The organism is Bacillus sp. Root131 (genome assembly GCF_001429475.1).
Taxonomy (GTDB): Bacteria; Bacillota; Bacilli; order Bacillales; family Bacillaceae_G; genus Bacillus_A; species Bacillus_A thuringiensis_S.
The window spans coordinates 1,104,275-1,131,072 of record NZ_LMJQ01000001.1; the positions used below are offsets into that span (position 1 = coordinate 1,104,275).

Sequence of the window (26,798 nt, forward strand, 5' to 3'; positions counted from 1 at the left end):
GAGGACAAATGAAAAAACTAACTCTTATAAAGAAGCTTATTGTAACTTTTGGGATTTTGTTGCTTTTCCTTTTTAGTAATTTATCTGAGGATGTAATACTAGTACATGCTATGACTAAGAACGATCAAAGTTCTCTCATGTCAGATAAGGTTCGTGCTAGTCGAGCTATTGAACATACACGTTTTCTGTCTGAGAAAATTGGTCCACGTCCAAGTGGGACTAAGGAAGAACATAAAACAGCTACATACATTGGAGATACATTAAAAAAATTAGGGTATGAAGTTGAGTATCAGGCCTTTCCTGTACCAGATCAATATATTGGGAGTATCTCTTTTAGTGTGTATGGAGAAAAAGAATGGCAAGTTGGAGCAGCATCTAATGCATCTATACCTAAAGATCCTGTCGTAGGGCCGGTAGTTTCTATAGGAAAAGAGAACGATATTAAAAATTCACCTGAGCCAATTCATGGGAAAATAGTATTACTGGAACAAGCTGATACGTATAAGAAATATAATGAACAAGTTGAGTATGCAGCAGAAAAGGGAGCAAAAGCTGTATTGTTATATAGTACGATTGGGGATAGAGGCAACTATGGAGAAGCCTTTAACCCAGTTCTAAAAAAGAAACAATCAATACCTGTATTTGGGCTTGCTTATAATCAGGGAATTAGAATGAAAGATAAAATAGTGCATAATAAAAATATAGTTAGTTTAAAGGCAAAACACGAAATGAATTTGAGTTCATTAAATGTTATTGCGAAAAAAAAGCCCAAATACAAGACAGATAATGAGGATGTAGCAATAATGAGTGCTCATTATGATAGTGTTATCGGAGCACCTGGAGCAAATGACAATGCTTCTGGCGTAGGACTTTTATTAGAGTTAGCATACAATTTTAAAGATATAGAGATTAATAAAGAAATTCAATTCATAGCGTTTGGAGCAGAAGAAAATGAATCCTTAGGTGCTTACCATTATGTTAATCAGTTATCTACAACAGATAAGAAACATATTCTAGGGGTTTTTAATGCAGATATGATAGCGACAAGTTACCAACAGGCTAAGGACTTATATGCAATGACACTAGATGGCTCTCAAAATGAAGTAACAAATACTGCAGTAGCTACTAGTAAAGCATTAGGGAAATCGGTTGTATTAACTGGAAAGTTTGATTCTAGTGATCATGTACCATTTTACGAAGCTGGAATTTCCTCAGCACTATTTATTTGGATGGATGTAGAGAGTTGGAATCCCCTAATTTATCATGTTGAAAAGGTATTCCATACACCTCAAGATACCGTTTTAGAAAATATTTCTCCTCAACGTATGCAGGAGGCACTAGAAATTATAGGGACAAGTTTATATTACTTTATCAAAAGATAGGTTTTTTCGGGGGGGGGGTCAGCATAGCCGACTAAATTTAGATTTTAATAATAATATAGTAAAACTTTTGTTGGGATAAAAATATACTTTGAGCATAGGCGAGGTAACTATATGAGGAGTACATGGAAAGAATTAAAGGGGATGGATCTTAATGTCTGGATCCGCTTTATCGGAGAAGCCTTAAATGGTATTGCAATGATGATGTTAATGCCATTTTTTGCATTATATTTGAAGGATAAAGTGGATTCTCTACTTGAGGTAGGTATAGTTATAGCTTTATCCCCAATTGCGGCGAGTTTTGGTTCATTAATTGGAGGGCATATAGCGGATACTTATGGACGGAAACCAACTATGGTACTCTCTATGGCCAGTAATGGGCTACTAATGCTTGTTTTTTTGTTTATTGATAGTTTTATAGGGTATGCCATTTTATCTATTGGTTTAGGGCTATGTAATTCTTTCTTTGAACCAGCGGCATCTGCAATGGTTACCGATGTAACAGAACCTGAAAAAAGAACTGAGGCATATGGATTACTTAGAATGGCTCATAATATAGGAGCTGCGATAGGCCCTATAATTGGTGCAGCAGTTGTGGTTGTATCAAAAGATGTCATATTTTTGATTACTTCTGGAACCATGCTGTTTTATACAATATTAATGTTATTGTTTCTAAAGGAAACAAAGCCTAAAAATATAATGATACATGAGGAAACACATAAACAGTCAATAAGATTTACGTTAAGAGTTGTTATAAGAGATAGAATATTTCTATTCTATATAGTGACGGGAATCATTATATTTATGGGATTCTCACAATCGGAAGGTATGTTACCACTTCATTTTAGTAATGAGAATACAATGATTTTTGGAAATAGTAATCCATTTCCATATTTAATGACTTTAAATGGCTTATTGGTTGTATGTTTCCAATTTCCTATTTCAAAGTGGTTAACTCACAAACCAATTGGTAAATCAATGCTATATGGTGCTATTCTTTTTGGCGTTGGCCTTTTAGCAATAGGATGGTTACCAAAGTGGTTTCAAGTAATAGACGCAAATGATTTAATTATTCTAGGCTCATTATTAATAGCTTATACAGTTTATACAGTAGGGGAAATGATTATGTCACCTGTCCAAATGACATTCGTCGCTAATATAGCTCCAGAACATTTGAGGGGGACTTATATGGGGGCGGCTAATCTGCAATGGATTACAGGTAATGTATTTGGACCTCTTCTAGGCGGTGTATTACTGGATCAGCTTTTAGGACATATGTTATTTACAATCTTAGGTGTGGGTTGTATTATTTCTGGATTTGTTTACTTACTATTAGATAGACTTATTGAGAATAGAAGTAAACAAATACCTATAAAACAAACATCTTAATTTTAATATTGTTAATGAGTTGAAAATTAAATTTTATGTTTTAAGGATTAAATAAAGTGCACGTTTATTAAGAGTAAACGTGCACTTTATTTATTAGTGTTTAAACTTAATTTATATATAGTGAGTTTTTTAGGTGACGACTTAAGTGTATAAAAGTAATTTGCTACTTTATTTAATTAATTTCAACTAGACTTCTTGTCTTATCAATATGATTAAGTAACATACGATACTCTTCTTCGTACATAGTTACACGTTGTAGAAGGGAATGATTTTCTGTCTCTAAAGTTTTTATTTGACTTTGTAAGTTTGTAAATTCATATGTTTTTTTATAATTTTGTAGAAAGAGAATAATATCATCTAATGTCAAAGATAAAGAGTATGTTTCTTTTTTTGTTGAGAGGGAGAAATATTGTTTCCCACTTCTCGATTTTGTTTTGCTTGTTGTATTTCCTCTTGGTATTGTTTTCTCACGTATGAATTCCAGCGAAATCCACAAGCTGCAGGTGTCCGATTTAGTAGCTTTGCTACTTCCTTGAATGCAGTTAACTGTGTTCCACCGTTACGAATATTCTGGAGTACTGTGGATGCGAGAAGTAAATCGTTATCGTTCGTCCAGGAATCTTGTCTTGAGAGTACCACGTTTTAACCTCCTTTATATGTTTTATAACATTAATCAAATTAAACGTTCTCTTTTCCTTTTGTAAATTTGATATCAATCTCTCATTTTAATCTACTTAGAATAAATCCGTTAATACGTAGATTGCTGATGATGCGTTAGGTGGATTTACTTATATCACCCACCAATTTATTAGTGAAAAATTAATTTCGTTGTACGTAATATTATAGGATCTTCTGACAAGAGACAATTACGCTGATATAGCCACTAATAGGAAATAAGAGTACTTTATCTGTTTGTATTTTGGGTTCTGGATAACGATTGTAATATGAGTTTTTAATAGACATTTAGTAGATATTTGTTAATTTAACATCTCTAAATGGAGGCATGTAACTTGAATATAATAGATTAAAAGAGGATATATACTATCGGGGTTAAAAAGAAAACGAAATAGAGAGGATATTTTAGGTTAGGAAAATTTGAATGGAATTGTCATTAAAGATAGGACCTTTCAAAAAGGGAGGATAATTGACAACTGTAGGTACTATGATTAGGAATTTAATTCTAATCATTTTATGTTGAGAAATAAAAAATTATTTTGTAAAAGGCGCGATGGGGTTTTCTTACTGTAACCATTTCTTATTTATCACTAGACAGCTTGATTAATAAGAGAAAAAAGTTGGTGAGATAAAGGGCATCATTCTAATTAGAATGATGCCCTTCTTAATTTTAAATATAATTTAATGAAATACTTTTTCAATTGTAGGCATAACAGCTATTGGTGGTAGGGATTTAGTCCATGCAGCTGCATATACATTTAATTTCTCACCTAATGTGTAGTTTTCACTATCTGAAACAGGAACTCTTAAAATCTTATTTTGAGAAACTAGATTCCACCAATCATGTTGATAAGCAAGAGCTTCATCTTTTGTAGACGTAGCTGCAACTACTAAATAATTGTTCTCTACTGAAATGACATATCCAGTAAAAGGTTCTTGTTCTTGGTTCTGAATAGAATGAACAGGAATATTGTTGGCGGAAATCTTGTTAAAATCTGCAAAGGCCGGTGTTAATCCGAATGTAAATCCACATCCTAGTGTTAAAGCTGTTACCGTTGTTACGAATGTTTGTTTTTTGTTAAACATGATATATCCCCCTTATATTTTATCCTTACACTATCCACTTTCAATTTACATACATATAAAGCCTTTTAATATTAAGATATTTAACGATTCTGTCACAATTATTCCATAAATGTTAATATTATCTATTAATGGAATTGGGTTTATGTTATAATTCACTAGGTGAACTATTATTGTTCATTTCATCTCTTGATGAATGTATGCCCTTCCTTAAGTGTAAAGATGTTCGATTTTATTGGTGAAGAGAGGATATATCCCTCTTCTTTTTTTATTAATATGGGACTTTAGGGAATGAACAGAAAAAGAACCCTATGGGGTTCTTTTTCTAGGCATATTAACAGTAAGGAGAGTAATGAAATGCTATTTTCAAATCTTTACAAGGAGAAAAATTTGAAAAAGCTTATCATGTTATTATTTTTACATATATGTAATATAAAGTGAATTGATAATATTTAGACTTACTATTAGTAATATTTAATTAAGATAGTTAGTACTACATTAATAGTGTTAACTATCTTGATTGGTATGGAATGTGATAGAAAGCATAAGTTTGTCGCAAATTTATACTTTCATAATTTGAAGAATATTCTTTATATTGATTTTAAAGAAAATACAAAATTTTTACTAGATGTGAGAAAAAAGAATTGAAAATATCCTTTAAAATAAGATATATTTGGTTCAAAAAATTAGAGGGCACCAATTCATTAAAGTAGTAAAAACGTTTTAATGAATTAGTGTCCTTTTTGTTTTAAAAAGAGAATATATTTTCTCAACAGGACAAATGGTAATCAGCTATAAGTATTAGTTATAAGAATAAAAGGAAAATAGAAATTAATAATAAAGGAGAATGCGAAATGATAACATTAATATCTGAAAAAAATCTAGCTGAAATCCACGAAGACGATGTAGATGTATTAAAAGTAATGGCACATCCTGTTCGATTACAAATTGTAAATGAATTAATGCACCATAAAATGTGTAATGTTACACAGTTAACGGAAATATTAAGAATCCCCCAATCNAATGGCACATCCTGTTCGATTACAAATTGTAAATGAATTAATGCACCATAAAATGTGTAATGTTACACAGTTAACGGAAATATTAAGAATCCCCCAATCTACTGTTTCACAACATCTATCAAAATTAAGGGGAACCGTACTCCGTTCAGAAAGAAGAGGGTTAGAGATGCATTATTATATAGATAATGCTAAGGCACGTCAGATTGTTGAAATTTTAGGTTTGTAGATTAATAATACATAAAAGGTTTTCTGTTACAAGGCAGGAAACCTTTTTTATATGTATAACTAATTGTGTGATAATATCATACTGTAGAAACTACCTAACAATAATTTAAATTTAACAGCTTGTTTTATCTTGCCATACACAATTTAACACGATATATAGGTATAAACTTACAAAGAAGGGTTTTAATTAGAAATTAGATATAACAATGGATAATGGTAAGTGTATTAAAGAAATTATAGAATTAATGAAATAAAAAATAATCAATAGTTGTTGTAAAGGCATATATTTATAAGAATGTGGCAGGAATGAAATGAACTTTACAGTTACTTTAACTTGGATGAAAAGAGATTTAATAATTGTTTAATAGAGTTCATTACCTAGTAAATACGGAGTTCCTGGGCTTGAAGGGGAGGATATAAAAAGATAATGTGAATAATCCGAAACAAATATGTTTCGGATTAGAGGTTCGAGATTTTATCCATTTTCATTCAACGGTTTGTAAAAGGTAATAAGTTGAATTTTCTGGATTTTAATAAAGGAAATGTATTAGGTTAATCAATAGATACTCCACCAGAGACAATCAGTTTTGTTGGTGCTGGCGTATCTCCACCATTAAACGAAGAGTGTTGTGATACATTTAAACTAATTATGCTACATGCTAATGCACTTACTACTACCATATTTAATACAATTTTCTTAATCTTTTTCATTATTTTAACGCTCCTTTTCTCAAATATTTCTTATCAGCATTATTACTAATATAGAAATATTTGCTTGCCTTAACATGATTATCTGCCTCATAAAATTGGATTGCTAAAATCCCTGCATATTCTTTTACACAATCCCACATTTCCTCTTTTTCAAAATAAGAAATAGCATCAGTAACTACTTTTTCTAGTTTAATTCTAGGTAGTTCTGTGATTAGTTCATTTAAAACTGCGAAACGATGCTTATATTCCTCATTTCCTGATTCATTTGTATACTTCATTCCTTGCTCGATATATGATTTTGCTGTTTCAATGCCTTCTAAATTATAATATGCTCTTGCTAAGACAAATAATGCTTTAAAATGATTCGGTAGGGTATTTATAATTTCAGAACTCTGTCTGATCGCCAATGGAAATAAATCTTGAATATTATATAACCAGCCCAAATTATGACGTACTCTTAATAATAATTGTTCTTCATTATACTTTTTAAAAACATCAATAACCGTATTGAGACATTCTTCAGCTCTTTCAAACTCTCTTAGATCTATACAAGCTAAACCGTATACATTGTCGCATAAGGCAACATTAATTTCATAGCCTACATGATTCTGGTATACTTTTTTTGCCTTTACTACATGTTGAATTGCTTCAAATGGTTGATAAGATTGATAACAGTAAGTTGAAAATCTATACTCAAACTCGGCTTTTTCTACTGCGTCAGGTATATCAATTAAAAGTTCTTCCGCCTTTTCATAGTGTGTTTTCGCTTCAGTATAATTTGCTAAAATTGTAGAATGAATTGCCTTAAAGAAATGATAATAGTAAGCTAAAAATAAAAAATCATCTTTGATAGTAGAGAGTTTTTCTATTTGATTAAAAGAATCTTTTGTAATACTCATTGCATCTACCAAGACCATATATCTAAAATTCAGTAGGGAATAATAGAATGATACATAGTGATCTGCTTTTAGTCCTTTTAAACTTTCTTTTACTTTTAGGTATGTTTGTTTTGCTTCTTTTACATGATATAAACGAATTTCTTCATACCATTCGTGTAATAATCCCATCAATTGCTCATTACTCTTCTCTTGAACATTCATAATATCCCCCTTTTCTATGTAAAGGCTTATTCTGATAATAACAGGAATTAGATACATTAAATTTAACAATGAGTTTTTTTCATCAATATAAAGAATATTCAGAATATGGCAGTTACCCACCCTTTGTAATGCGACAAAATATAGCTAAGATAGTACAAATTTCGCTAAGTGATTTTTTGATGCTTAAATGTTTGCTATTGAATATATCGTATAAGAGGTGTCTTAGTACTATGGTAGAAAAGGAGGTAGCTTACATTGCTATTTTTTTGAGAAAATATTGGACTTATTAAGTTTCAAGGAATTCAATATAAGTATACTCATGTCTACTTATATTGAAAAGTGAGCGTTAGTTTATGATAAGTTTTGGGATTAATTTACTAAGGACAATGACAAATTTAAGAACAAGAAGAAAAGTAATGGATGCTAGAATTCTGCAAGCGTTAGGGTAGAATTTAAATGTTTTTTGAAAAAAAGAATTAGCTGAAGGGGATACAGTTGCTCTTCATGTACATTCTCGTACTAATTCTCAAGATAAGGGAGTTGCTATAGTTGATATATTTCGTATCAAGGATGGAAAGATTGTCGAACACTGGGATGTAATTCAAGAGATTCCAAGTGAAGCAGTTAATGATAATACGATGTTTTAGGTAGAAGGATATATAAATTCAGATTTATAATAAAAAACCCCATTTTGATTAACCTTTTTTCAAAATGGAGTCTTTTTATTTTCCATATAAAATTAACAGTACCCTTGATGTATGAGTCACATCATAGTAAAAACTCTTCTATAGGCAAGAAGAGTTTTTTAGTAAGTCTATAGCATTCTGGGAGAAATTAATGTTTTTATTATTAATAATGAAAAATAATTAGGATAAGAAGGGGAAAATAGCATGAAAATGAAAGTAATGATTTTAACAGGCTCAGTACTTGCAGCAACAAATGTTACGGGCAGATACAACTTTTAAAGATGTTCTTACTGATCATCATTTGGTCATATAAAGCATAAAAGAGAAAAATATCGTAGCAGGTTATAGAAATCGTATATATGGTTTCGGTGATAGTATTATACGTGGTTAAGTTGCTAGATTACTTTATCATTTTAGCCAAGATGGTTTTTAAAACATAATCAGTACGATTAAATGGGAGACATGAGTCATTGCTTATCGATGGTAAAGTAGACGTATATAATTTAAAAGGAAACCCATGCAACAATATAAATAATAATTTGTATGTGAACGTAAAAAATACCAAGATGGCCCTGAAGGGGAGGGGGGCTTGGTGTTTTTTAGCTAATATCACGATTTTTAAGTAATTTTCATATTCTGTTAACCGCACTAATATCAAGTTTTTTAATTCAATCGTTTAAATTTCGCAAGTGTATTCTTTATCTCTTTATCTTCCACATATCAGTGGGTAATCTTTGTATAATCTGATCTTATCTCTAAATCACAACTGTTACCCCAGTACCATCAAGTTAAAGTTTCATTTTATTTTGCTAACTTGATGGTGATGTGACGTAACCTTAATTATTTGGAAATTTTAAAAAAGTCCCCTTAGTCATGTTAAAGGGACCTTGATCACGCAAATGATCTGTAAATCAATTCATTTTTGATAGGCAGATCATTTGTATGATAATTTTTGTAAATAATTGCTGAATAGTGAATTTACATAAATGCTTTTAGAAGTTCTTGAATTAATGGGATTGCTCCACCTATAAATTTTAAAACTGCCATTGCGATTTCCATATTATTCTCTCCTCTTTTTTCGTATTAGGATATGATAAATCTTTATAAATTCATTATAGTAAGCGCTTACAATTATTACAATACATTTTCGTATGCAATATTGCATATTTATACATTAGATCTCTATCATTCATTTTTTAATGGTACTATAGCGAGGTGAGAGTCTTTAAGGGTTCTCCTTAATAGGAGGAAATATGGAAAGAGTGCAAGCGATTTACAGTAATCAAAAATTTAAGAGTTGGGTTAAACAGGTATTAGCTGTAGGAGGAGTAATAGGGTGCTGTTATTTGGTGTTATATGTTTTCTGCTTCTTAGTTATCATGTAAATATTATACAACGAAACTAGTAGAGTCTTACCTAGAGAGGTAAGGCTCTTTTATTGTAGTACCTCGAGATGAGCAAACTACATACAATATCTATCAGGTTTTTCAGATCACTTTGTATGGTTCCTTGTTTAGAACAATAATTCCTATCATTGAAATTAAATAAACTTCTATTTAAAAGTTTGAATTTATATTGAAAACAAAATTCTATTGATAAAAAATATGTTTTTACTAGATACATATTAAAAAGACAAGTATAAATTATATTAGATTTTGGCAAAGTCTTTTTGACTTGGAAAAGGATTTAAATATTACTTGTAGATTTGATTCCTTTTTACATACTATAATCCTTATATTGCTACGTAAACATAATACAGTAATAATGATTTAAAAGCAAGAATTTTAGTAGCGGTACGTTCACACATCCATCAACTTAAGATTTTAAAGTAGCTCTTAAACAAAAAACTTCTTTTTTTAATTGATTCATAGTAAACAAGAAAGGTTGGCAAATTAACAACTAAAGAGATTTCTTCAGGTAAGCTAATAAGTAATCTATCAAAAGGTCCTTTACAAAATTTATACATAAGTCAATTATAAGATCATGTAAAATTTAAAATTATGTAAATGTTATACATTTTTGTAAAAGACATTCATTGACACTTGCGTATATAAGTAACTATACTCGTTACATCAAATTGAATGTGTGATAATACGATTTTATTATTATTACAAACATGTAAATATAAAAATAGAAAATCCCAATTTGATAAATACAATGGTAGAGGTGTTTATTTTAATGAAGCACAAATTAATTGCAACAGGTATCCTTGCAGGATCTATATTATCCTATTCTTCTAATATTTTAGCAGATACTCATAAATTCCCTGATGTTCCTGTATGGGCTGATAAATCTGTTAATTATTTAGTTGATAAACAGGTATTGAATGGTTATCCAGATGGAACTTTTGGTTCAAATGACTCATTAGACAGAGCTTCGGCTACAAAAATTATGACAAAAGTTTTAGGGATACAAATTGATCCTAATGCAAAACCATCTTTTACAGATTCACAAAACCACTGGGCTACTCCTTATATTGCTGCTGCTGAAAGAGCTGGTATTGTTAAAGGTGAAGGTAATGGAATCTTCAATCCATCCGGGAAAGTAACTCGCGCTGCTATGGCTACGATGCTAGTAAATGCATATAAACTACAAAACACACCAAATTATAACGAGCAGGTTAGATTTGAAGATTTAAAAGGGCATTGGGGAGAAAAATATGCCAATATTTTAATAGATTTAAAAATTTCTAATGGTACTGAGAACGGTTGGCAACCAAATAGATTTATAACACGTGCTGAAGCTGCTCAACTTACTGCAAAAACAGATATGTTACAACAAAATTCAAACGATGAAAAAGAGATTATTACTGCTACTTCATATGAAGATTTAAATTTAACAGTGGCTTCGAAAATTACAGCTCAAGAGATTGATAGTTTTATTGCGAAATATCATTCGGATAGTCCTTTAGTTGGACATGGGCAAGATTTTATCAATGCGCAAAATCAATATGGCGTGAGTGCTCATTATTTAGCAGCGCATGCGATTTTAGAATCTGGATACGGAAAATCAGAAATCGCATATCAAAAACATAATCTATTCGGTCTACGTGCATATGATGGAGATCCGTTTAAATATGCGAAATATTTACCAAGCTACGGCGATAGCATTGCTTATAACGCTAATTATGTACGAGAAAGATATTTAGAAGAAAGTGGTATGTATTATAACGGGCCAACATTAACTGGCATGAACGTGAAATATGCATCAGATAAAGGTTGGGCTAAGAAAATTGCGGGTATTATGGAACGTATTAAACCGTTTCGTGTAGAAGACTATACATATGCAAAAAAATTACCAAAGAATCCTGAAACATTAGATGTCGACGCATTATCTAATGAAATTCCATATAAAATGTATGCAGACGGTTCAAGCTTAAATGTTGTATCATCAGCTACTTACTATCAGGTACCTTATCCATTTAATTTAAAAATTAAAAGTAGACCAGATGTAGCTGTCGAGGAGAATAAAGTTGGTACAGTAACTTCTGGAACAACCATCTTTATTTATCGTGAAGATCCAAATGGATGGGTAGAATTCTCTTTTGAAGCGAATGGAGAAAAATACTGGACATTAAAAAGTAAATTAAGTATGTAATTAAAAAGATCTATTTCACTACTTTTAATCGATTAGATTATAATCTCATATAATTGAGAGACAATTTTTTTACTTTCTTAAAATAAAGTTATGTATACAAGAAAAGTTAGAGGATTATTTTCTCTAACTTTTCTTCGCTAGTATTTGAAATTAAAAAGATGGTGGAGTTACTCCAAATATAACAGTGACCTTGTTTAAAGAAGTGTTTTCCCATTTATGCTTTGCATAAGGTGGGATTTTAACACTATCACCTGTATTGAGAAGTAAAACCTCATCATTTAGATATAGTTTTACTTGTCCTTCCATAATAAATGCTATTTCTTCCCCTTTATGTGCCACAGGCTCCATAGATGAAGCAGTTTGAGGTAACAGATTCATTAAAGCCAATTCTAGTGATCCATCTAAATTAGGAGATAATAGCTCATACGAAACATTGCCGCTTTCAGGAAAAGTTATTTTTTTTCTTTGGTTAGCTCTTACAACTAATTCTTCTGTACTGGTATCCTCTAAGAAAAAATTAAACAATGGAATATTTAATGCTACAGAAATTAATTTTAGTGTTTGTAATGATGGATTTGTGATTCCTTTCTCAATTTGACTTAACATGGAAGGTGTTATATCAGCTAACTCTGCTAAACGTTTACTGGTTAATCCGGCACCTTTTCTAAATGCCATAATTTTTTGACCAACATTAATATTGTTCATATATGTAATCCCCTTTAAATAAGTAAATGAAATTAAATTATTATTAATTTTATTTACTTATACTTAATATATTGTTAATATATACTTAATTATAATAAATTATGATTAATTTTAAAATATCGTATGTACATATGGCAGCAGCTGCGAAAAAGTGGGAAAAAGATTTACTTAGAAATAAAGGGGCTACTATTTTTGAATATACAGCTGGTTATAGTAAAGCAGTAGAAGAAGGGGGAACATAAGTTAATAAGAATCAAATGTGCTATTTTATTAACGATGAAAAATCAAAGCATGTATTTTAAGGTAATGCAGTAGTTGCTACTCGTCTGAATAATTGATATACAAATAAAAGTTGATGGATCGCATCCTCTATTTGTATATCTACCATGTGGAGTAGGATTTGGTGGAGCTTCGTTTAGTTTAAAAATTATGGTATGGGATCATGTACATGTAATTTTTGCTGGGCTATCCATTCTTCGTATATGCTAATAGGTATGATGACCGGATTATATGATGGGATTCCCATACAAGATTTTTAATGAAAAGGATTCTAATAAGTAAAGGACAACTTAAGAGTAGACTTCAATGCTGTATTGTAAAATTTTTAAGGAAGTGAAAAAAGTATGAAATCAGCTTTAAATAGTATTATGATCTCCTCGATTTTTGCAGTAGGAGGGATCCTTTCGCTTTTGTTTAATTTAATGGGGGATCAAGATTGGATCTGGAATTGGGTAGGGCTATTACTAGCATATCTATCTTTGGGCATTTTAATCGGTTTATATAATAAAACTGTGGATCACAAAACATTTCCTAAAATACTAAAAAGAACTTTGTTTATTTCCTTTAATGTAACTATATTAGGGATAATAATAGGGGTAACATACCAACTATTAGGAAAGTGGAATCTTACTATAATGATGTATTATTGGCTGATAATTTTATTACTACATTTAATTACTGTAATAACATTAGTCATCCTAGCATTCGAAAACGGTAATAGTAAAAATTACAGCTTACTATATAGTTTTATTATACTTTTAAACATTGTCCTTACCTTAGGACCAGTATTATTTCCAGTAGTTCTAACTATTATAGGAAATGCCATGAACGTTAGTGCAGGGCACTAATTTTCACCTATATAGATTATTAAAATGATTAGTCCAAAATTGAGATTGTTTAAGTTAAAAAACTTAATAAGCTAATAGGATAGTAAAACTAAACGACATAAAGTGGAATGATTTGATAGAAAGAAGATTATAATATGAAAATTAAGCTTAAGAAAAAAAGAATTATAAGTGTATTGTTAGCTATTACATTAGTAGCAATAGGGTATTACATGTTTCAATCTATTACAAATCCTAAGCTGGTAAATGAGGAAGAGGGAAACAGTGTTCAACAAGTGAGCAGTCTACCTAAAAATGAATTAAAAAAACCAATACCTAATCGTTTTGATGGTAAAGAAAGAAAAGTTGCATATTTAACTTTTGATGATGGACCAGGAAAATATACAGCTAACCTATTAGATGTATTAAAGAAAAATGATGTGAAAGCAACATTCTTTTTAATTGGCGATAATGTGAAAAGGTTCCCAGATTTAGTGAAACGAGAGCATGTAGAGAACCATTATGTGGGTATGCATAGTATGACACATGATTTTAAAAATTTATACACCAATCAGGAATATGTGAAGGAAATGAAAGAGGATCAATCTTTAATTAGAAATGTTATTGGAAACTCCCCGAAATTAACACGCCCACCATATGGATCAATGCCTGGATTAAATGAATCACTTCGAAATGAAGTAGTCAGAAATAATTTAAAAGTATGGGATTGGACAATTGACTCTCTAGATTGGAAATATAATAAACTACCTGTGGATGTAGCGGCCGCAAAAATTGTTCAAAATGTCTTAGCAGGTGCGACGTCTTCAAAGGAAATTGTTTTAATGCACGATATTCATCCACAATCTGTTGCGGCAGTTCCAGCAATTATAAAAGGATTAAGAGAAAAAGGGTATGAATTTGAAGCTTATGATGAGAACAATCATTTTCCAATAAACTTCTGGCATGATAGCCGGATATAAAAGTATTTATGAGTTAAATGAATGGAATAAGAAATTGATATAGGGTTTAAATATATGTAAGAGCGCGTTGATCTAAATATATACCAACACGCTCTTTATTTATTATTTAAATGTAAGTATAGGGTTTTTATCGTATATAAATAATTAAATATCTTTTATTTTTATACAATAAATTACTTAATTGTTATATAAATATTGAATGAATTTAATTGTCGTTTTTAAAAAACAGTAAAATTGGCACAACACTAAACGTAATGGTAGTTATAGCAAGTGTCTCTTGTATCATATTATCTATACTAGGATTTTGGGGCCTTAATAAAGGGGAGCATTGTGAAGTCTTTTAATAGTATGCTGGATAACTTGCAAAAATTAATTGGAGAAGTAAAAAACACAACACAAGAAGTTACTTTTTCTACTGATGGGATGTTACAAGTTACTAAACGAGCATCTCATATATCAAGAGAGGTTGTTCATACTTATATTTGTTATCTATCTTGTCTCTTATTACTTGTATCTTCCAACCACTTAGAAACATATTCTTGCATACGAGATTCTAATGATTGAATCGTTTCATTTGATATAGCAAGTGCTTGATCCGCATACTTATTCGGGAACATGTTGCGCAAAGTAGGTTCATTTTCAGCACCATCTCCTGGTTCACGGTAATCTTCAATGATGTAATCATCGCCATTTTTTGTGACTGTCACACGGACTGGAAGTAAATGTCCTGCTTGAGGAACTGTCTGTGTTTCGCGGTTATATCCTTGCATGAGGGAATGGAGATAGACATACATTTTTTCATCCTTCATCTCAGTTCCATAGATTACATGCGTCTCAAATTGTTTTTTTGTATGATTTAATTTGTCTTGATTCCAGGCAATGATACTTTCTGAAATAAGGGAATCTAGTTTGCTGTTTAGCGGAATCTCCGTTACATCCTTTGCATCATTTTGGACTGAATCACACCCTGTTGTAATGAAAACGAGTGTGATAATGCTTACGGTAATCATTATCTTTCTCAAAATCTTATTTTCATATGTTAATGCAAAACGTCTGCTCATCAATTCACTCCATTTCTCTTCGTGCTAATCATCCACTGACATAAATATTTTATATAACAATAGTAAAATCGTCTTCAAACTAGAAACTTATTCTATCCAAGGGAATATAATACATACTATACCATTCTTACACATAACGGGAGAGACTCTATGAGAAAAGTTATAATGTATTGTGGGATCTTTAGTATGATTCTTTTAAGCGGTTGTATCCGATTCGGAAAAGACACTACAGATACCATTTATCTCATTCCAGAAGCATACGAAGGAGACCTTTTGGTTCTATACAATGTTCCAGGAGCTGAGTTGTTGCCAGAAGAAGATGGGTTTCGTGTTGTTACTTTTTCTGCAGACGGGACCGCAGTAACATCAACACCTAATATGAAATATGGGGAAGTCAACGATACCTATTACACGGTTAACAAGGAAGGAAAGCGCACCAAACTTGACGAAAGCTGCATACGCGTTGGTTCAAATGGAAGCACTACTGAAAACATCGGTGAAGAAAATGAGCATACTTTCTCATACGCGAAATTGGAAGTCACACCTAGTGCATGCTCACAAAGCTTCTCATCATACGGGAGAGAAGTACCAGAAAATCAAGAACATCCTGTAGAGAAGAAACTGAGGGACTTACTGGTGCGTGTAAAAGAGCAGTATATGAAAGTGAAGAGCTAAATTTTAAAATTCTAAAAAGGGTGAATGGATGGATGATGTTAGGGATAGGGCTAATTGTATTAGGCATTTTACTTGTCAGCATAGTATCATACCGAGAAATAAAGAAAGCAGGGGGCGTTACCTGGATTGAAATTCTAGTCTATCCCTTTTTATTATTAATATGCGCGCTACTCGAGCATATTGATTTGCCAGGGTTTTTAATATTTTTAGGTTTGGTATGTATTGTTTTTGGTAGCTGTATGGTCATGGGCGTCAATATTCTATAACATTAAGAGCAAAGCATCTAGTTCAGTTGCTTTTTTATTTTATTTTGTAATTTTTATTTTTAATGTCTATCACACTAGTTACCCAGACATACAGGGTTCCAAGTGCTGGTAAAAAACTTAGCAAGTTGAATGTATTCTCTATAATATAGAATGAAATAAAAATGGAGGAAAAATAAATAGACAATGGAAGAAAAATGTATACGTCACGTTTTAAAGATTTTAAACTTTGCACTTTATTCACCTCAGCTTTTCTGGCATTATGTTTTAAATAAGAACCCGTAAATTTGCAGATTCTCCTGGTGATGATTTTAAAATATGTAACTCAGTTTTAATCATAGAATGTATTGAGTCACTATAAAAATCAAATATTAATTTTCTAAAGAATCCTATACAAACCTTATTGCGTTAGAAATACAGACCTAATTATAACCGTTGTAAATGGATCCAATTAGATTTCGGCCATCCCAGTATCCGCATCATAACTAGTAACACTTCCTGTCATCCCTTTTAAAATACCAACATGGACTGTTGCATCCGCACTAACTGTTACAATTTTCATCACATTCAGCTCCGTTTCGATAATATGCTTTGAATTCCCGCGTGATCATTTATTCGTTAGATAACAAAAACGCACCGTAACCCAGTGCGTTTCAGACAAATATACCTATATGTTTTACTTTGTAATTTGGAAGGAGCCACCATAATAATATGAAGTGTCTATCTTCAGTACTGCTACATATGTACCTGGTGTGTAAACTGTTGTAATAGGTGTTGTGAACCTAGAATAGTAGTGGTGCCCAGCCTCACCTGCAGAAATGGTTTTGTAGCGCTGCAATTCACCTTCTCCGTTCAATCTATAAATCTTTACAACACCCACATCTTTTCCGCCTATATATACCGTCGTATCAAACGTACCACCTTGTTTTAACCTACCAGGGGCTAATTCTTGTATATAGTCCGCATTGTGATGCAATAAGAAATACGTTTGCCATGGCCAATCATCCACAACAGCTGAAGCTTGCTTAATCGTATTTACTTCAGCGCGCGCTTTATCAGGTAGCGTACTGTCTAAAACGATAAAACCCGAAAAGGTTAAGGCACCAATTAAAGCAAATGAACATAATTTTTTCATATTAAATTCCTCCCGTTTATCTGACATTTTCATAGTCTACTTACAGGTATTAGGTTGTCATCCATTAATTGGATTGTTATTATAAAATCAATATATCATTTTCTTTTAATTTAATCAAATTAGAATTTTCTAACAAATCATGAGAATAGATAAAATTCTACCTTTCTCCGTTTTTTCTATCATACAGAAGAAAGAACAGAGGCGATAAAGAAATTTTATTCCTCTCTCTTTTCAAATTAACAACATTTCCCGTTTGTACGGTACGAGACTATATTAAACATAAAATAGACACGAAAGGGGATTGGAATTAGCGAATATTTACATGGAATCTAGGAGATGCAAGCTCAACATTTCATAACGGATCGATGGTTCCATTTCAACAGACTCCGAATCCGACAGTAATTTTGTTCTGTTTATTCATGAGGTAACGGAAGAGAATTTAGAAAAACTTGCTACAATTGCTCATCAGTATATAGAGGAGACCATCCATTGTTACAATTACGGCATTGTAGAAGAAATAGGTTAAAAGAATAAAACATACTGTTCCAAATTAATATTCCGTGTGTTTTTTGAACATATATCCCTTGCTTTTATGTATATATTGAATATATAAATATATTGTGTTATGATGTTAATTAGAAACTCGCGTGTTTCAAATACAACATTTTTATCTTCTTGATGACCTCTTATCTTTCCGTAAGAGGTCTTTTTTATCCCTTCGTATTGCATAGCCGTTAAAATACTATGAAAAGATACTTGAGACTACTACACTGTGATATTCTCTAGTGTTTTTTCTTTATCCATATTATCTATTGTTGGGTAAACGATGAATTATTACTTTTTGTATAATTTTTATACATCCTGCAAATACGTTATTTTTTAGTAGGCAATTAAAATTTACATACATAATGCATAGAACAGTAGTGAGGAGATAACAGGAAGTAATAAATATAAGTTTGGATGACTTCTTATTTTGTAAAACTAGGGTGTAGAAAGGATGAAACAGATGGAAGAAAAACGAATTGCGATTTTTGTAGTGGATGGCAATGTCAAAGTCGCGAGCAAACTCCGTGATGTTGTGTTAGATATTGTTGGTTTTGATAATTTAGGAGAATACGTAGAGCCTGCTTTTACAGGGATATTGTATTAAGAACAGGAGGGAGTATGATTCCAAAAGAAGTAATGGTAGAATACGTCTCAATTTCCTGATTTAGCAAACCTGCTACCAACTGAAATTGTTGTTTATCCGGCTATTTGCCGCGCAGCCCGATTGGTGAGGGCTGATTAAAGTTTCACTTTATTAAATTGGATTAAGAGATTCTTGAAATGAGGTAGTAACAAAACAGCTTTGTGGGAATTAAACAAAAGGCTGTTAAAACAATTAAAGTGTTAGTTAAAAAAAGCTGATAGCTGAGCGAGAAGTAAACAATTAAAAAACTTTACTACATATGTAGCAAGTTTTTTCTTAACGTACGAAAATCTCGTTATGCATTACTATTAACTTAAGATCATGTATCTTATGATGAAAATAATTCTATCTCTCTATTAATTTATTCGAAGATTCTTAAAACTCTTGCGATAAAACGTGGATGTATTTATAATTATAGTTAGTTAAGCTAACTAATTATAGTTGGATTTTCAACACAGGAATAGTTCAATAAAAAACAAGAATCTGAAGCAAATTTGTTAATCTATAGGGCGATTCCTCAAAGAATAGAGCTGTACGCAGAATGAATTAAAAAAAACGGTAGCGAAGGGAAACTAATTAAATGGCAGCTAAGCTTGGTTTATTTATGTTATGAGTATCTGATAATGCACGAGACAAAGAAATGGTATGTCGCTAATTACTTGCTTTCTGTGCTTCTTGTGTATAATTAATTGAGAAGTAAAGTTATTAAATAAAATACATGTAAGTATAAAAGATAAAGTTGGAGAAGATAGATAAATACGTTGGATTATTAAATTCAACGTATTTTTACAGAATAAAAGTTAGTCTAACTTATTATAAGTTAAGCTAATTTAATTAGAAGGAGGTGAAAATTGTTTACAACTTGTCTTAGTAATAATACAAATTACTTAAATATACTGATTTCTATGGAACTTAAGAAATTTGGAACAAATAACAAGGAGGGTTTAATTAATGAATAGTTCTAAAGAAAATAATCCTATTTTGGCGGTCGTTAGCTCCAGCGGTAATCAAATTCATTTCTTCAATACGAAAAATTTTGAAAGAATAGGGGTTATAGATTCTCCAGTTACAGAACCTCATGAATTATGTTTCGATTCTAAGCGTCAATTGTTATATGTAAGTATTACTTATCGCTCAGGTTTTTATAGAAATAATCCGGAAAAAAGCCATGAAATTTTAGTTATCGATATTGATCAATTTAAAGTAACTGATATCATTGATATTTCGCCGGAATTTGCACCACATGGTTTAGTTTATAATGAAAAAAAAGACTTATTGTATGTAAGTGTTGAATCTGGTGAAGGAGGAATTTTAATTATTAATCTTAACACAAGAAAAGTGCTAGATAGAATCTCTACAGAAGCAACAGGTCCACATTGGTTTGTGACGAATCCAGATGGTACAAAAGGATATTCCTCTAATAAAGAGGCGCCCTTTATATCGGTTTTAGATACACATAATAAGGAGTTAATTGGAAAAGTATCTATGCCCTATGGTAGTGAAGAACTAGCTATTTCTCCTAAAGGTAATCGAGTTTATATCCCTTCACCATGTTTACTTGGAGACTACAAAGAGGAGCAACCTACACTTAGCATCATTAATACAGAAACCAATAAAATTATAAAGACAAAATCATTTTCAGATTTAATTACTCCGGTTCATGTAACGAATGATGGGAAAGTATTGGTAGGACATACGCGTTTTCAGAATAAGAATGGAGAGAGAACAAGAAGTATGTTTTCTCCAGCACCAGGGTATGTTTCTGTTCTTGATGGAGAATCGTTAAATATGTTAGGTACAATAGAAGTAGATTTACTCCCAATTACAATGCGTTCTTCTACGGACGGAACGGTTGGATATGTTTCTAACCTTAGATCAGGGACAATAAGTGTATTAGATTTAGTTAATTACAAGAATGTTCATACCATTGAAGTTGATCCAGGAGATCGAAATGCAGATCCTTCTGTAAATCAAGGAGCTCACGGTATAGCATATATAGAAAGGTAAAATAAGAAAACGCTATTCTTTTTGTAGAAATTTACAGAAAGTATGGCGTTTTTTATGTATCTATTAATTTCTGATGAATTCCAATTAGGTCTATTTTTTTTGCTGGTTAGGAGCGCCTGTTATTCATTATTGACTTCTGATAAATAGATTATGTTTCCATGTTAAAAGAGTAGGCAAAGTTTTTTAATGCTCGTTATTAGCTTTTGTATGAAATTAACTTTGGATAATTGATTATTGTATTCTTCTAATTGGATTAGATATTCATAATTAATTTGCAACAACCAAACTTCTTTGAAAACGAACTAAAAGGTATTTTAAATGTATGTTTTAAAACACCACTAATAATGATAACGTTTGCTAAATATAGGAGCTCCTTAAGTTTGTAAGAAGCTTACAAACCTCCTTCTTCCAATGCAACTTAAGCGTAAATTAATTTTTTGTAAATATGGAACAATGTCCTTACTTACACTGTCTATTAAGCGTTAAACATTTTTTATTAAATAAATTAAGAAAGGAATCATCATTTTTAACTAAGGGAGAAGATTGAATTGAAAAAATTATGGATGCTGCTTTTCGTTTGTTTCGCAGTTATGTTGGTAGGATGTAATAAAAACGAACCGCCAAAACAAGCATTTGAAGAATATATCAACTTATGGAATGATAGAAAATTTGCAAATATGTATGATCATTTATCAGATCATGCCAAAAAATCGATTTCTAAAAAAGAATTCACAGAAAAATATCAAAAAATCTATGAGGGGATTGGAGCTAAGAATTTAAAAGTTAAAATGAAAGGAGAGAATACGAAAGATAAAGAGCTTTTTCTTTTTGAAGTTAAAATGGATACGGATGTAGGATCAGTTTCATTCATCCACGAAGCAAAACTTGTGAAAGATAAAGAATCTTGGAAAATAGATTGGACACCGGACTTCATTTTCCCAGGAATGAAAAAAGATTACAAAGTACGTATGCAAATAGAGCAAGGAAAACGAGGAGAAATATATGATCGAAATGGAAAAGGGCTTGCAACGAATGGTAAAGCAACTGAGGTTGGAATTATTCCAGAGAAACTAGGCGAAGCAGCAGCGCAAACGAAAGGAATAGTAGCGCAATTACTTGATATGTCTATAGAAGAGGTCGAACAAAAGCTCACAGCGAAATGGATAAAACCAGACTCCTTTGTACCAATTGGCGTTTTAAAAGAGGGAACTAGACAGAATGATTATATTGAATTAGAAGGAGTTTCATCTCGCCCAGTAAATATTCGTACGTATCCATTAGGTGAAGCAGCGGCACACTTAACTGGATATATAGGAAAGGTGAATGCGGAGGAGTTAAAATCACTTCAAAAACAAGGTTATCAAGCAGATGATTTAGTAGGTAAGACCGGTTTAGAGAAAGTGTTAGAAAATAAATTGCGTGGTGAAAAGGGTGGACGCGTATTTATAGAAGATGAGAATGGGAAAGAGATTAAAAACGTAACAAAAAAAGAAGCAAAAGAAGGAGAAAATGTTACGTTAACAATTGATGCTGCAATTCAAGAAAAAATCTTTAATGAGATGAAAACTGAAGCAGGATCTAGTGCAGCGGTCAATCCTAAAACAGGTGAAACAATCGCACTTGTAAGTAGCCCTGCTTATAATCCAAATATAATAGTTAGAGGAGCATCGAAAGCCCAACGAGAAGCATGGAGTAACGACTCGAAACTACCAATGATGAATCGCTTCACACAAGCATTTGTACCAGGTTCCGTATTTAAAACGATTACAGGTGCAATTGGTTTGGAAACAAACACAATAAATCCGAAGGAAGAATTTAAAATTCAAGGATTGAAGTGGACAAAAGATTCATCTTGGGGAAATTACTATGTAACGCGTGTAAAGGATGCAAGTCCAATTGATTTTGATAAGGCAATGAAGTACTCTGATAATATTTATTTTGCTCAACAAGCTTTGAAAATGGGAAAAGATCAGTATATAAATGAATTTAAAAAGTACGGATTTCATGAAAAATTACCAATCGAATACGAATTTCCTATTTCAATCATTGCAAAAGATGGGATAAAAAATGATATTCAACTAGCAGACACGGGCTATGGACAAGGACAAGTATTAATGACGCCACTTCATTTAGCATTAACATATGCACCGATTGTGAATGAAGGGAATATTCCGTCGCCACATCTTTTAAAAGAAGCAAAAGTAGCGGGGAATTGGAAAGAAAATGTGATTTCTAAAAAGAATCAAGAAATATTAAAGAGTGCATTAATCAAAGTCATTAATGACCCTGATGGCGCAGGGAGAATTGCAAAGGTTGATGGTGTAACGCTTGCTGGTAAAACTGGTACAGCAGAACTGAAAGAGTCGAAAGAAGCAGACGGAAAAGAACTGGGATGGTTCGCAGCTTTCGATGCAAATGCACCAGACATGATTGTTACAATGATGATTGAAGATGTAAAAGGAAGAGGAGGAAGTAACGTTCCAGGTGAAAAAGTAAAACATGTATTTCAGAAATAATACTTAATTATAAGGTGAATTTTTTCACTAAATTTATTACATGTTTGCTTAACTCAAAGATATAAATTGGGGAAAATATAGAACAATTAAATTTCAAAAAAGCATTCTTTCTAATCGAGAATGCTTTTTTGCTGCGACTCTAGAAAGTTAATACCTTATCTTAATTTTCATTTCTAAAAAGTTGGCATTGCTAATGGTAAATAGAAGAGTATAGCAAATTGAAATGGACAAGTGGAGTTTTACGTTAAATTCAAAAAAACAGATTTTTATGAGTGGATTTTTATCATTGTATGCTTTACTTGTTTTTTAGTAGTATTATACTGCCTGAAAAAAGATAAACAATGGAACAAATGAAACTTGTATCTTGTCTATATATTGAAACCATAATAAAAGTGAGGGCAGTTTTATGTTTATTCAAATAAGTTTGAGGTGTGGAAATGGAACAGACGTTTATTGAAAAGTGTAATCATGATGAGCTGGACTATGTTATAAAAGACTATTGGCAAGATGTATGGAATTATTCATTTATTATTACGAAAGATCCACACTTATCAGATGATATCACGCAAGATGTATTTATAAAGGTGTTTAAAAATTGGAATTCATTTCGAAAGGAGTCATCTATTAAAACGTGGATATTAAAAATCACAAGAAATACGGCAATAAACTATTTGAAATCCTCTTATTTTAAAAGGATATCTTTAATAGGATTTTTTAGTGACGATAAGCAATCCCTGTCAGCAGAACAAGAATTTTTTAAGCAAGAAGAAATGAATGATGTGTGGAAGGTTGTATTAGAACTACCTAAAAAGCACCGTGAAATAATTATATTGGACGCAAAATATGAATTATCTTATGAAGAAATGGCTGAAACATTAGGAGTATCCATTGGAACTGTAAAATCGAGATTAAGTAGAGCGAGAAGTAAGGTTTCAAAATTAATAGGGGAGGGTAGTAGTGATGAACAATAAACAAAATCCTGACTGGTATAGAAAAATAAAAAAAGGGCCAATGGAGAATCGTAAAGATGAAGAAGAATTTATTTCTAAAATAAAGCAGTCTATATATGAAAATAATGAAGTGGATTTTGTAAAACATAAAAGACCATTTCGTAAAAAAGCATTACCAATTGTAGTTGTTTTAGTTTGTACAATGTTATTTTTCATTGTTCAACAACCTTGGCTTGATGATAATAAATCACCGGTACAAAGTAGTACTCAAATTAAGCCTAAAACAAAAGATGAGTCTGCTCAAGATCCATCATTAAAACAATTTATGAATGAACTATATCAAAGTACGAACTCGAAAAATGAAAATGACCTGTACAAAGCGTTAAATGATGAAGTTCTATTTAAAGGGAAGAGTTATAAGAAGGATGAACTGAAGTTTGATGAAGATATTTTTCATGAGTTGCAAGTCGCTCTTACAATGGGGGGAGAGTTTGCAAATGATACAAAAAAAGTATACAAAGTACCAAGTGGATTGACAGAAAGTAACCAACCAAAGCAAGCGCATTTTATATATGCAACGGTTACTGGAAATAAAACGAAAATTTTAGCTGAACCAAAACGAGAATCACAAGTGTTATATGAAGTATCTAATGAAATGGTAAAAGCTTGGATTCCAGAAAAAGTGCAAAATGATGGATATATAAAAATATCGACAATTAATGGCAATACTGGATACGTACAAAAAGAGTATGTTTTAACTGATATTAAGTATTCATTTATGTTCGAAAAAAATGATAATGGTGAATGGAAAATAATAAATATAGATTCTATTTGGTAAAAGAGGAAGGTTCACTTTAATGAACCTTCCTCTTTGTTTTTATTCTCTTTTTGAAGTGTATGCCAAGACTCTAAAATTTCTGATGTAACGAGAGCGGCAATGTTTTTTTCTGAATTACTACCAGGAATAACGACAGAAACGGCAATTTGTGGATCTTCAGTAGGAGCATATGCAATGAAAAGAGAATGATTTATCATTCTTTCTTGCTCATTTGGAAAGCCTGTAATACCTGTTTTACCTGCGACGTCAAAAGGCAACTTTTTAATTTCCTCTATATTTTGACTCATTCCACCTTGCACGACACTCCAAAAGTTCATCGGGTAACGATTTGAACTTTCTAAAATTGGTTTAAACTTTTTTGTTTCCTTACCGTCCGGACTAATAATTGCACTTACAGTTTGAGGTTTATATTTATCACCTTTACTTGCCAAAGTTGCTGCATATTGAGCGAGTTGAAGAGGGGTATGCACTTCATTTCCTCCCCAAGAGGCGTTTAATAAAGCGGAGATTCCATTTTCAAACTTATTAGATGGATGGAATTCATATTGTCCGTCTTCTTCAAAGGGTAAATCAATCCCGGTTTTAGAACGTAGGCCGAATTGTATTAAATAATCTGTCCATATATGGGCCACTTTTTCTATATTCCCATTATTTTGGTTGAATAGGGGCAGAGCTACTTTTGCTGTCATAAATGTGTTAGATGAATTAATGATAGCCTGCCTCGGTGTAATCTCACCTGTTGGTGTTCCAGGTGCATTCGTAATGTTATTTTGATTATCATACTGAAAAGTCCCTTTATCTAAATAAGTATCTTCGGGTTGGAAAAGCTTTTCGTTTAATCCAATTAAAATAGTGAGTGGTTTTATAGTAGAAGCCATATTTACATAAGATTCACCATACTTTAATTTTTGAATTGCTTTATTTTGCGAAAGAGAGTTAATGTTTTCTTTTCTAGAAGATACAAGTGTATTTAATATATTTGGATCAAAAACTGCCGTGTTGGCCATAGTTAAAATTGCGCCAGTTTTTGCATCGCTTACTACAGCATAACCAGCTTTAGCATCAGGTGTTTTCTTAATTTGAGATCTTAATGCTTCTTCTGCCTTTTGCTGCAACTCAGAGTCTAAAGCTAGCCGTACATCTTTACCTTTTTGTACTTTTTGAATATTCCATAAGAATTTTTTATTATTCAATTTAAAAATAAGAGTTTTACCTGGTTTTCCTTTTAAATCATTTTCATATTGCAGCTCAATCCCGCTTTTTCCAACAGCCTTATGCTTTGAATTAAGGTCATTTTCTACATACCCAATTACTTGTGAACCAATTTCGTGTTTAGGATAATATCGAATCCATTCATTTTTAATTATTACATTATTGGGTTTGTTTTTGTTTATGAATGCAAGTTCATTTTCAGTTATATCAGAGTATAACGGTATATCATTCATAGTCTGCTTTTTACAAGATTGTTGTAATTGAGATTTTATGTTCTCTGTAGAAATATCATGTTGA

The 26,798-nt window shown here is 31.6% G+C and carries 20 protein-coding genes and 4 pseudogenes; 15 read left to right on the forward strand and 9 right to left on the reverse strand.

Annotation, left to right across the window (positions count from 1 at the left end; translation table 11 throughout):
* Nucleotides 1-8 precede the first annotated feature (8 nt).
* Nucleotides 9-1,382 carry a M28 family metallopeptidase gene (locus tag ASE54_RS05480; protein WP_000737101.1) on the forward strand — a complete coding sequence of 458 codons (1,374 nt, stop codon included), beginning with the start codon at nucleotides 9-11 and terminating at the stop codon, nucleotides 1,380-1,382.
* 111 nt (nucleotides 1,383-1,493) lie between these two features.
* Nucleotides 1,494-2,768 carry an MFS transporter gene (locus tag ASE54_RS05485; RefSeq protein ID WP_001258009.1) on the forward strand — a complete coding sequence of 425 codons (1,275 nt, stop codon included), beginning with the start codon at nucleotides 1,494-1,496 and terminating at the stop codon, nucleotides 2,766-2,768.
* Nucleotides 2,769-2,940: 172 nt separating this feature from the next.
* Here ASE54_RS05485 and ASE54_RS33650 read toward each other — a convergent pair.
* Nucleotides 2,941-3,407 (reverse strand): annotated as a pseudogene (locus ASE54_RS33650) (RsfA family transcriptional regulator).
* A 717-nt stretch (nucleotides 3,408-4,124) separates the two neighbouring features.
* Entirely contained in the window at nucleotides 4,125-4,529 is a 405-nt protein-coding gene (locus ASE54_RS05500; RefSeq protein ID WP_000482311.1) for a DUF3221 domain-containing protein, read from the reverse strand.
* Between the two features lie 1,019 nt (nucleotides 4,530-5,548).
* Between ASE54_RS05500 and ASE54_RS35625 the strand changes: the two are divergent.
* Nucleotides 5,549-5,774, forward strand: a pseudogene (locus tag ASE54_RS35625) (metalloregulator ArsR/SmtB family transcription factor); the annotation flags it as partial.
* 551 nt (nucleotides 5,775-6,325) lie between these two features.
* Here the strand turns inward: ASE54_RS35625 and ASE54_RS33660 are convergent.
* Together ASE54_RS33660 and ASE54_RS05515 are read right to left on the reverse strand one after the other, a co-directional pair.
* Complete coding sequence (locus tag ASE54_RS33660; RefSeq protein ID WP_000721348.1) at nucleotides 6,326-6,484, reverse strand: Phr family secreted Rap phosphatase inhibitor; 159 nt, start codon at nucleotides 6,482-6,484, stop codon at nucleotides 6,326-6,328.
* Nucleotides 6,484-7,584, reverse strand: a complete 1,101-nt coding sequence (locus ASE54_RS05515; protein ID WP_001102552.1) for a RapH N-terminal domain-containing protein — start codon at nucleotides 7,582-7,584, stop codon at nucleotides 6,484-6,486. The genes ASE54_RS33660 and ASE54_RS05515 overlap by 1 nt, the downstream gene beginning before the upstream one ends.
* Nucleotides 7,585-8,051: 467 nt before the next feature.
* Here ASE54_RS05515 and ASE54_RS33665 point away from each other — a divergent pair.
* A pseudogene (locus tag ASE54_RS33665) lies at nucleotides 8,052-8,231 on the forward strand (ester cyclase); the annotation flags it as partial.
* A 1,017-nt stretch (nucleotides 8,232-9,248) separates the two neighbouring features.
* Here the strand turns inward: ASE54_RS33665 and ASE54_RS36215 are convergent.
* Nucleotides 9,249-9,435 (reverse strand): annotated as a pseudogene (locus ASE54_RS36215) (hypothetical protein).
* 1,013 nt (nucleotides 9,436-10,448) lie between these two features.
* Between ASE54_RS36215 and ASE54_RS05525 the strand changes: the two are divergent.
* Nucleotides 10,449-11,867: an S-layer homology domain-containing protein gene (locus tag ASE54_RS05525; RefSeq protein ID WP_000680991.1), complete on the forward strand. Its 1,419-nt coding sequence runs from the start codon at nucleotides 10,449-10,451 to the stop codon at nucleotides 11,865-11,867.
* 150 nt (nucleotides 11,868-12,017) lie between these two features.
* Here the strand turns inward: ASE54_RS05525 and ASE54_RS05530 are convergent, their stop codons facing one another.
* The gene (locus ASE54_RS05530; RefSeq protein ID WP_001059815.1) at nucleotides 12,018-12,572 is read right to left on the reverse strand and encodes a helix-turn-helix domain-containing protein; all 555 of its coding nucleotides are present in this window, start codon (nucleotides 12,570-12,572) and stop codon (nucleotides 12,018-12,020) included.
* Between the two features lie 101 nt (nucleotides 12,573-12,673).
* On the opposite strand from ASE54_RS05530, the gene ASE54_RS05535 reads away from it, so the two are divergent.
* The 3 genes from ASE54_RS05535 (at nucleotide 12,674) to ASE54_RS05545 (ending at nucleotide 14,655) form a co-directional block, all read left to right on the forward strand.
* Nucleotides 12,674-12,814, forward strand: a complete 141-nt coding sequence (locus tag ASE54_RS05535; protein ID WP_003260087.1) for a hypothetical protein — start codon at nucleotides 12,674-12,676, stop codon at nucleotides 12,812-12,814.
* 381 nt (nucleotides 12,815-13,195) lie between these two features.
* On the forward strand, nucleotides 13,196-13,699 hold the full coding sequence (locus ASE54_RS05540; RefSeq protein ID WP_000833539.1) for a DUF3902 family protein: 504 nt from the start codon (nucleotides 13,196-13,198) through the stop codon (nucleotides 13,697-13,699).
* A gap of 134 nt (nucleotides 13,700-13,833) precedes the next feature.
* On the forward strand, nucleotides 13,834-14,655 hold the full coding sequence (locus ASE54_RS05545) for a peptidoglycan-N-acetylglucosamine deacetylase (protein ID WP_000694604.1): 822 nt from the start codon (nucleotides 13,834-13,836) through the stop codon (nucleotides 14,653-14,655).
* A 485-nt stretch (nucleotides 14,656-15,140) separates the two neighbouring features.
* Here the strand turns inward: ASE54_RS05545 and ASE54_RS05550 are convergent, their stop codons facing one another.
* Nucleotides 15,141-15,716, reverse strand: a complete 576-nt coding sequence (locus tag ASE54_RS05550) for a hypothetical protein (protein WP_000091044.1) — start codon at nucleotides 15,714-15,716, stop codon at nucleotides 15,141-15,143.
* 150 nt (nucleotides 15,717-15,866) lie between these two features.
* Between ASE54_RS05550 and ASE54_RS05555 the strand changes: the two genes are divergently transcribed.
* Nucleotides 15,867-16,391, forward strand: a complete 525-nt coding sequence (locus ASE54_RS05555) for a hypothetical protein (protein WP_001233342.1) — start codon at nucleotides 15,867-15,869, stop codon at nucleotides 16,389-16,391.
* A 32-nt stretch (nucleotides 16,392-16,423) separates the two neighbouring features.
* A complete protein-coding gene (locus ASE54_RS05560) occupies nucleotides 16,424-16,657 on the forward strand; it encodes a hypothetical protein (RefSeq protein WP_000979114.1) in 234 nt (77 codons plus the stop codon).
* A 673-nt stretch (nucleotides 16,658-17,330) separates the two neighbouring features.
* Here ASE54_RS05560 and ASE54_RS05565 read toward each other — a convergent pair.
* Nucleotides 17,331-17,789, reverse strand: a complete 459-nt coding sequence (locus ASE54_RS05565; RefSeq protein ID WP_000732058.1) for a DUF5065 family protein — start codon at nucleotides 17,787-17,789, stop codon at nucleotides 17,331-17,333.
* Nucleotides 17,790-18,786: 997 nt separating this feature from the next.
* On the opposite strand from ASE54_RS05565, the gene ASE54_RS36220 reads away from it, so the two are divergent.
* The 5 genes from ASE54_RS36220 to ASE54_RS05585 all read left to right on the forward strand — a co-directional run bounded on the left by ASE54_RS36220 (nucleotide 18,787) and on the right by ASE54_RS05585 (nucleotide 25,289).
* Nucleotides 18,787-18,939, forward strand: coding sequence for a hypothetical protein (locus ASE54_RS36220; RefSeq protein WP_000812116.1), 153 nt, complete (start codon nucleotides 18,787-18,789; stop codon nucleotides 18,937-18,939).
* Nucleotides 18,940-19,929: 990 nt separating this feature from the next.
* Entirely contained in the window at nucleotides 19,930-20,985 is a 1,056-nt protein-coding gene (locus tag ASE54_RS05570) for a hypothetical protein (RefSeq protein ID WP_001088902.1), read from the forward strand.
* Nucleotides 20,986-21,533: 548 nt separating this feature from the next.
* Nucleotides 21,534-23,501 carry a penicillin-binding transpeptidase domain-containing protein gene (locus ASE54_RS05575; protein ID WP_000737760.1) on the forward strand — a complete coding sequence of 656 codons (1,968 nt, stop codon included), beginning with the start codon at nucleotides 21,534-21,536 and terminating at the stop codon, nucleotides 23,499-23,501.
* A 437-nt stretch (nucleotides 23,502-23,938) separates the two neighbouring features.
* Complete coding sequence (locus ASE54_RS05580; protein WP_000438327.1) at nucleotides 23,939-24,472, forward strand: sigma-70 family RNA polymerase sigma factor; 534 nt, start codon at nucleotides 23,939-23,941, stop codon at nucleotides 24,470-24,472.
* A complete protein-coding gene (locus ASE54_RS05585; RefSeq protein WP_001060761.1) occupies nucleotides 24,462-25,289 on the forward strand; it encodes an SH3 domain-containing protein in 828 nt (275 codons plus the stop codon). The genes ASE54_RS05580 and ASE54_RS05585 overlap by 11 nt, the downstream gene beginning before the upstream one ends.
* Nucleotides 25,290-25,300: 11 nt before the next feature.
* Here ASE54_RS05585 and ASE54_RS05590 read toward each other — a convergent pair.
* Nucleotides 25,301-26,798, reverse strand: a 1,498-nt coding sequence (locus ASE54_RS05590) for a penicillin-binding transpeptidase domain-containing protein (protein WP_057272977.1), incomplete at its 5' end; no start/stop codon positions are given.

What these genes read in the sequence shown, in the direction of transcription:
- ASE54_RS05535 (WP_003260087.1), top strand. Translation starts at nt 12,674, where the DNA reads ATGATTAATTTTAAAATATCGTATGTACATATGGCAGCAGCTGCGAAA.
- ASE54_RS05570 (WP_001088902.1), top strand. Translation starts at nt 19,930, where the DNA reads ATGAATAGTTCTAAAGAAAATAATCCTATTTTGGCGGTCGTTAGCTCC.
- ASE54_RS05585 (WP_001060761.1), top strand. Translation starts at nt 24,462, where the DNA reads ATGAACAATAAACAAAATCCTGACTGGTATAGAAAAATAAAAAAAGGG.
- ASE54_RS05530 (WP_001059815.1), bottom strand. Translation starts at nt 12,572, where the DNA reads ATGAACAATATTAATGTTGGTCAAAAAATTATGGCATTTAGAAAAGGT.
- ASE54_RS33660 (WP_000721348.1), bottom strand. Translation starts at nt 6,484, where the DNA reads ATGAAAAAGATTAAGAAAATTGTATTAAATATGGTAGTAGTAAGTGCA.
- ASE54_RS05560 (WP_000979114.1), top strand. Translation starts at nt 16,424, where the DNA reads ATGATGTTAGGGATAGGGCTAATTGTATTAGGCATTTTACTTGTCAGC.
- ASE54_RS05500 (WP_000482311.1), bottom strand. Translation starts at nt 4,529, where the DNA reads ATGTTTAACAAAAAACAAACATTCGTAACAACGGTAACAGCTTTAACA.
- ASE54_RS05555 (WP_001233342.1), top strand. Translation starts at nt 15,867, where the DNA reads ATGAGAAAAGTTATAATGTATTGTGGGATCTTTAGTATGATTCTTTTA.
- ASE54_RS05550 (WP_000091044.1), bottom strand. Translation starts at nt 15,716, where the DNA reads ATGAGCAGACGTTTTGCATTAACATATGAAAATAAGATTTTGAGAAAG.
- ASE54_RS05480 (WP_000737101.1), top strand. Translation starts at nt 9, where the DNA reads ATGAAAAAACTAACTCTTATAAAGAAGCTTATTGTAACTTTTGGGATT.
- ASE54_RS05565 (WP_000732058.1), bottom strand. Translation starts at nt 17,789, where the DNA reads ATGAAAAAATTATGTTCATTTGCTTTAATTGGTGCCTTAACCTTTTCG.
- ASE54_RS36220 (WP_000812116.1), top strand. Translation starts at nt 18,787, where the DNA reads ATGAAACAGATGGAAGAAAAACGAATTGCGATTTTTGTAGTGGATGGC.
- ASE54_RS05525 (WP_000680991.1), top strand. Translation starts at nt 10,449, where the DNA reads ATGAAGCACAAATTAATTGCAACAGGTATCCTTGCAGGATCTATATTA.
- ASE54_RS05515 (WP_001102552.1), bottom strand. Translation starts at nt 7,584, where the DNA reads ATGAATGTTCAAGAGAAGAGTAATGAGCAATTGATGGGATTATTACAC.
- ASE54_RS05485 (WP_001258009.1), top strand. Translation starts at nt 1,494, where the DNA reads ATGAGGAGTACATGGAAAGAATTAAAGGGGATGGATCTTAATGTCTGG.
- ASE54_RS05545 (WP_000694604.1), top strand. Translation starts at nt 13,834, where the DNA reads ATGAAAATTAAGCTTAAGAAAAAAAGAATTATAAGTGTATTGTTAGCT.
- ASE54_RS05580 (WP_000438327.1), top strand. Translation starts at nt 23,939, where the DNA reads ATGGAACAGACGTTTATTGAAAAGTGTAATCATGATGAGCTGGACTAT.
- ASE54_RS05540 (WP_000833539.1), top strand. Translation starts at nt 13,196, where the DNA reads ATGAAATCAGCTTTAAATAGTATTATGATCTCCTCGATTTTTGCAGTA.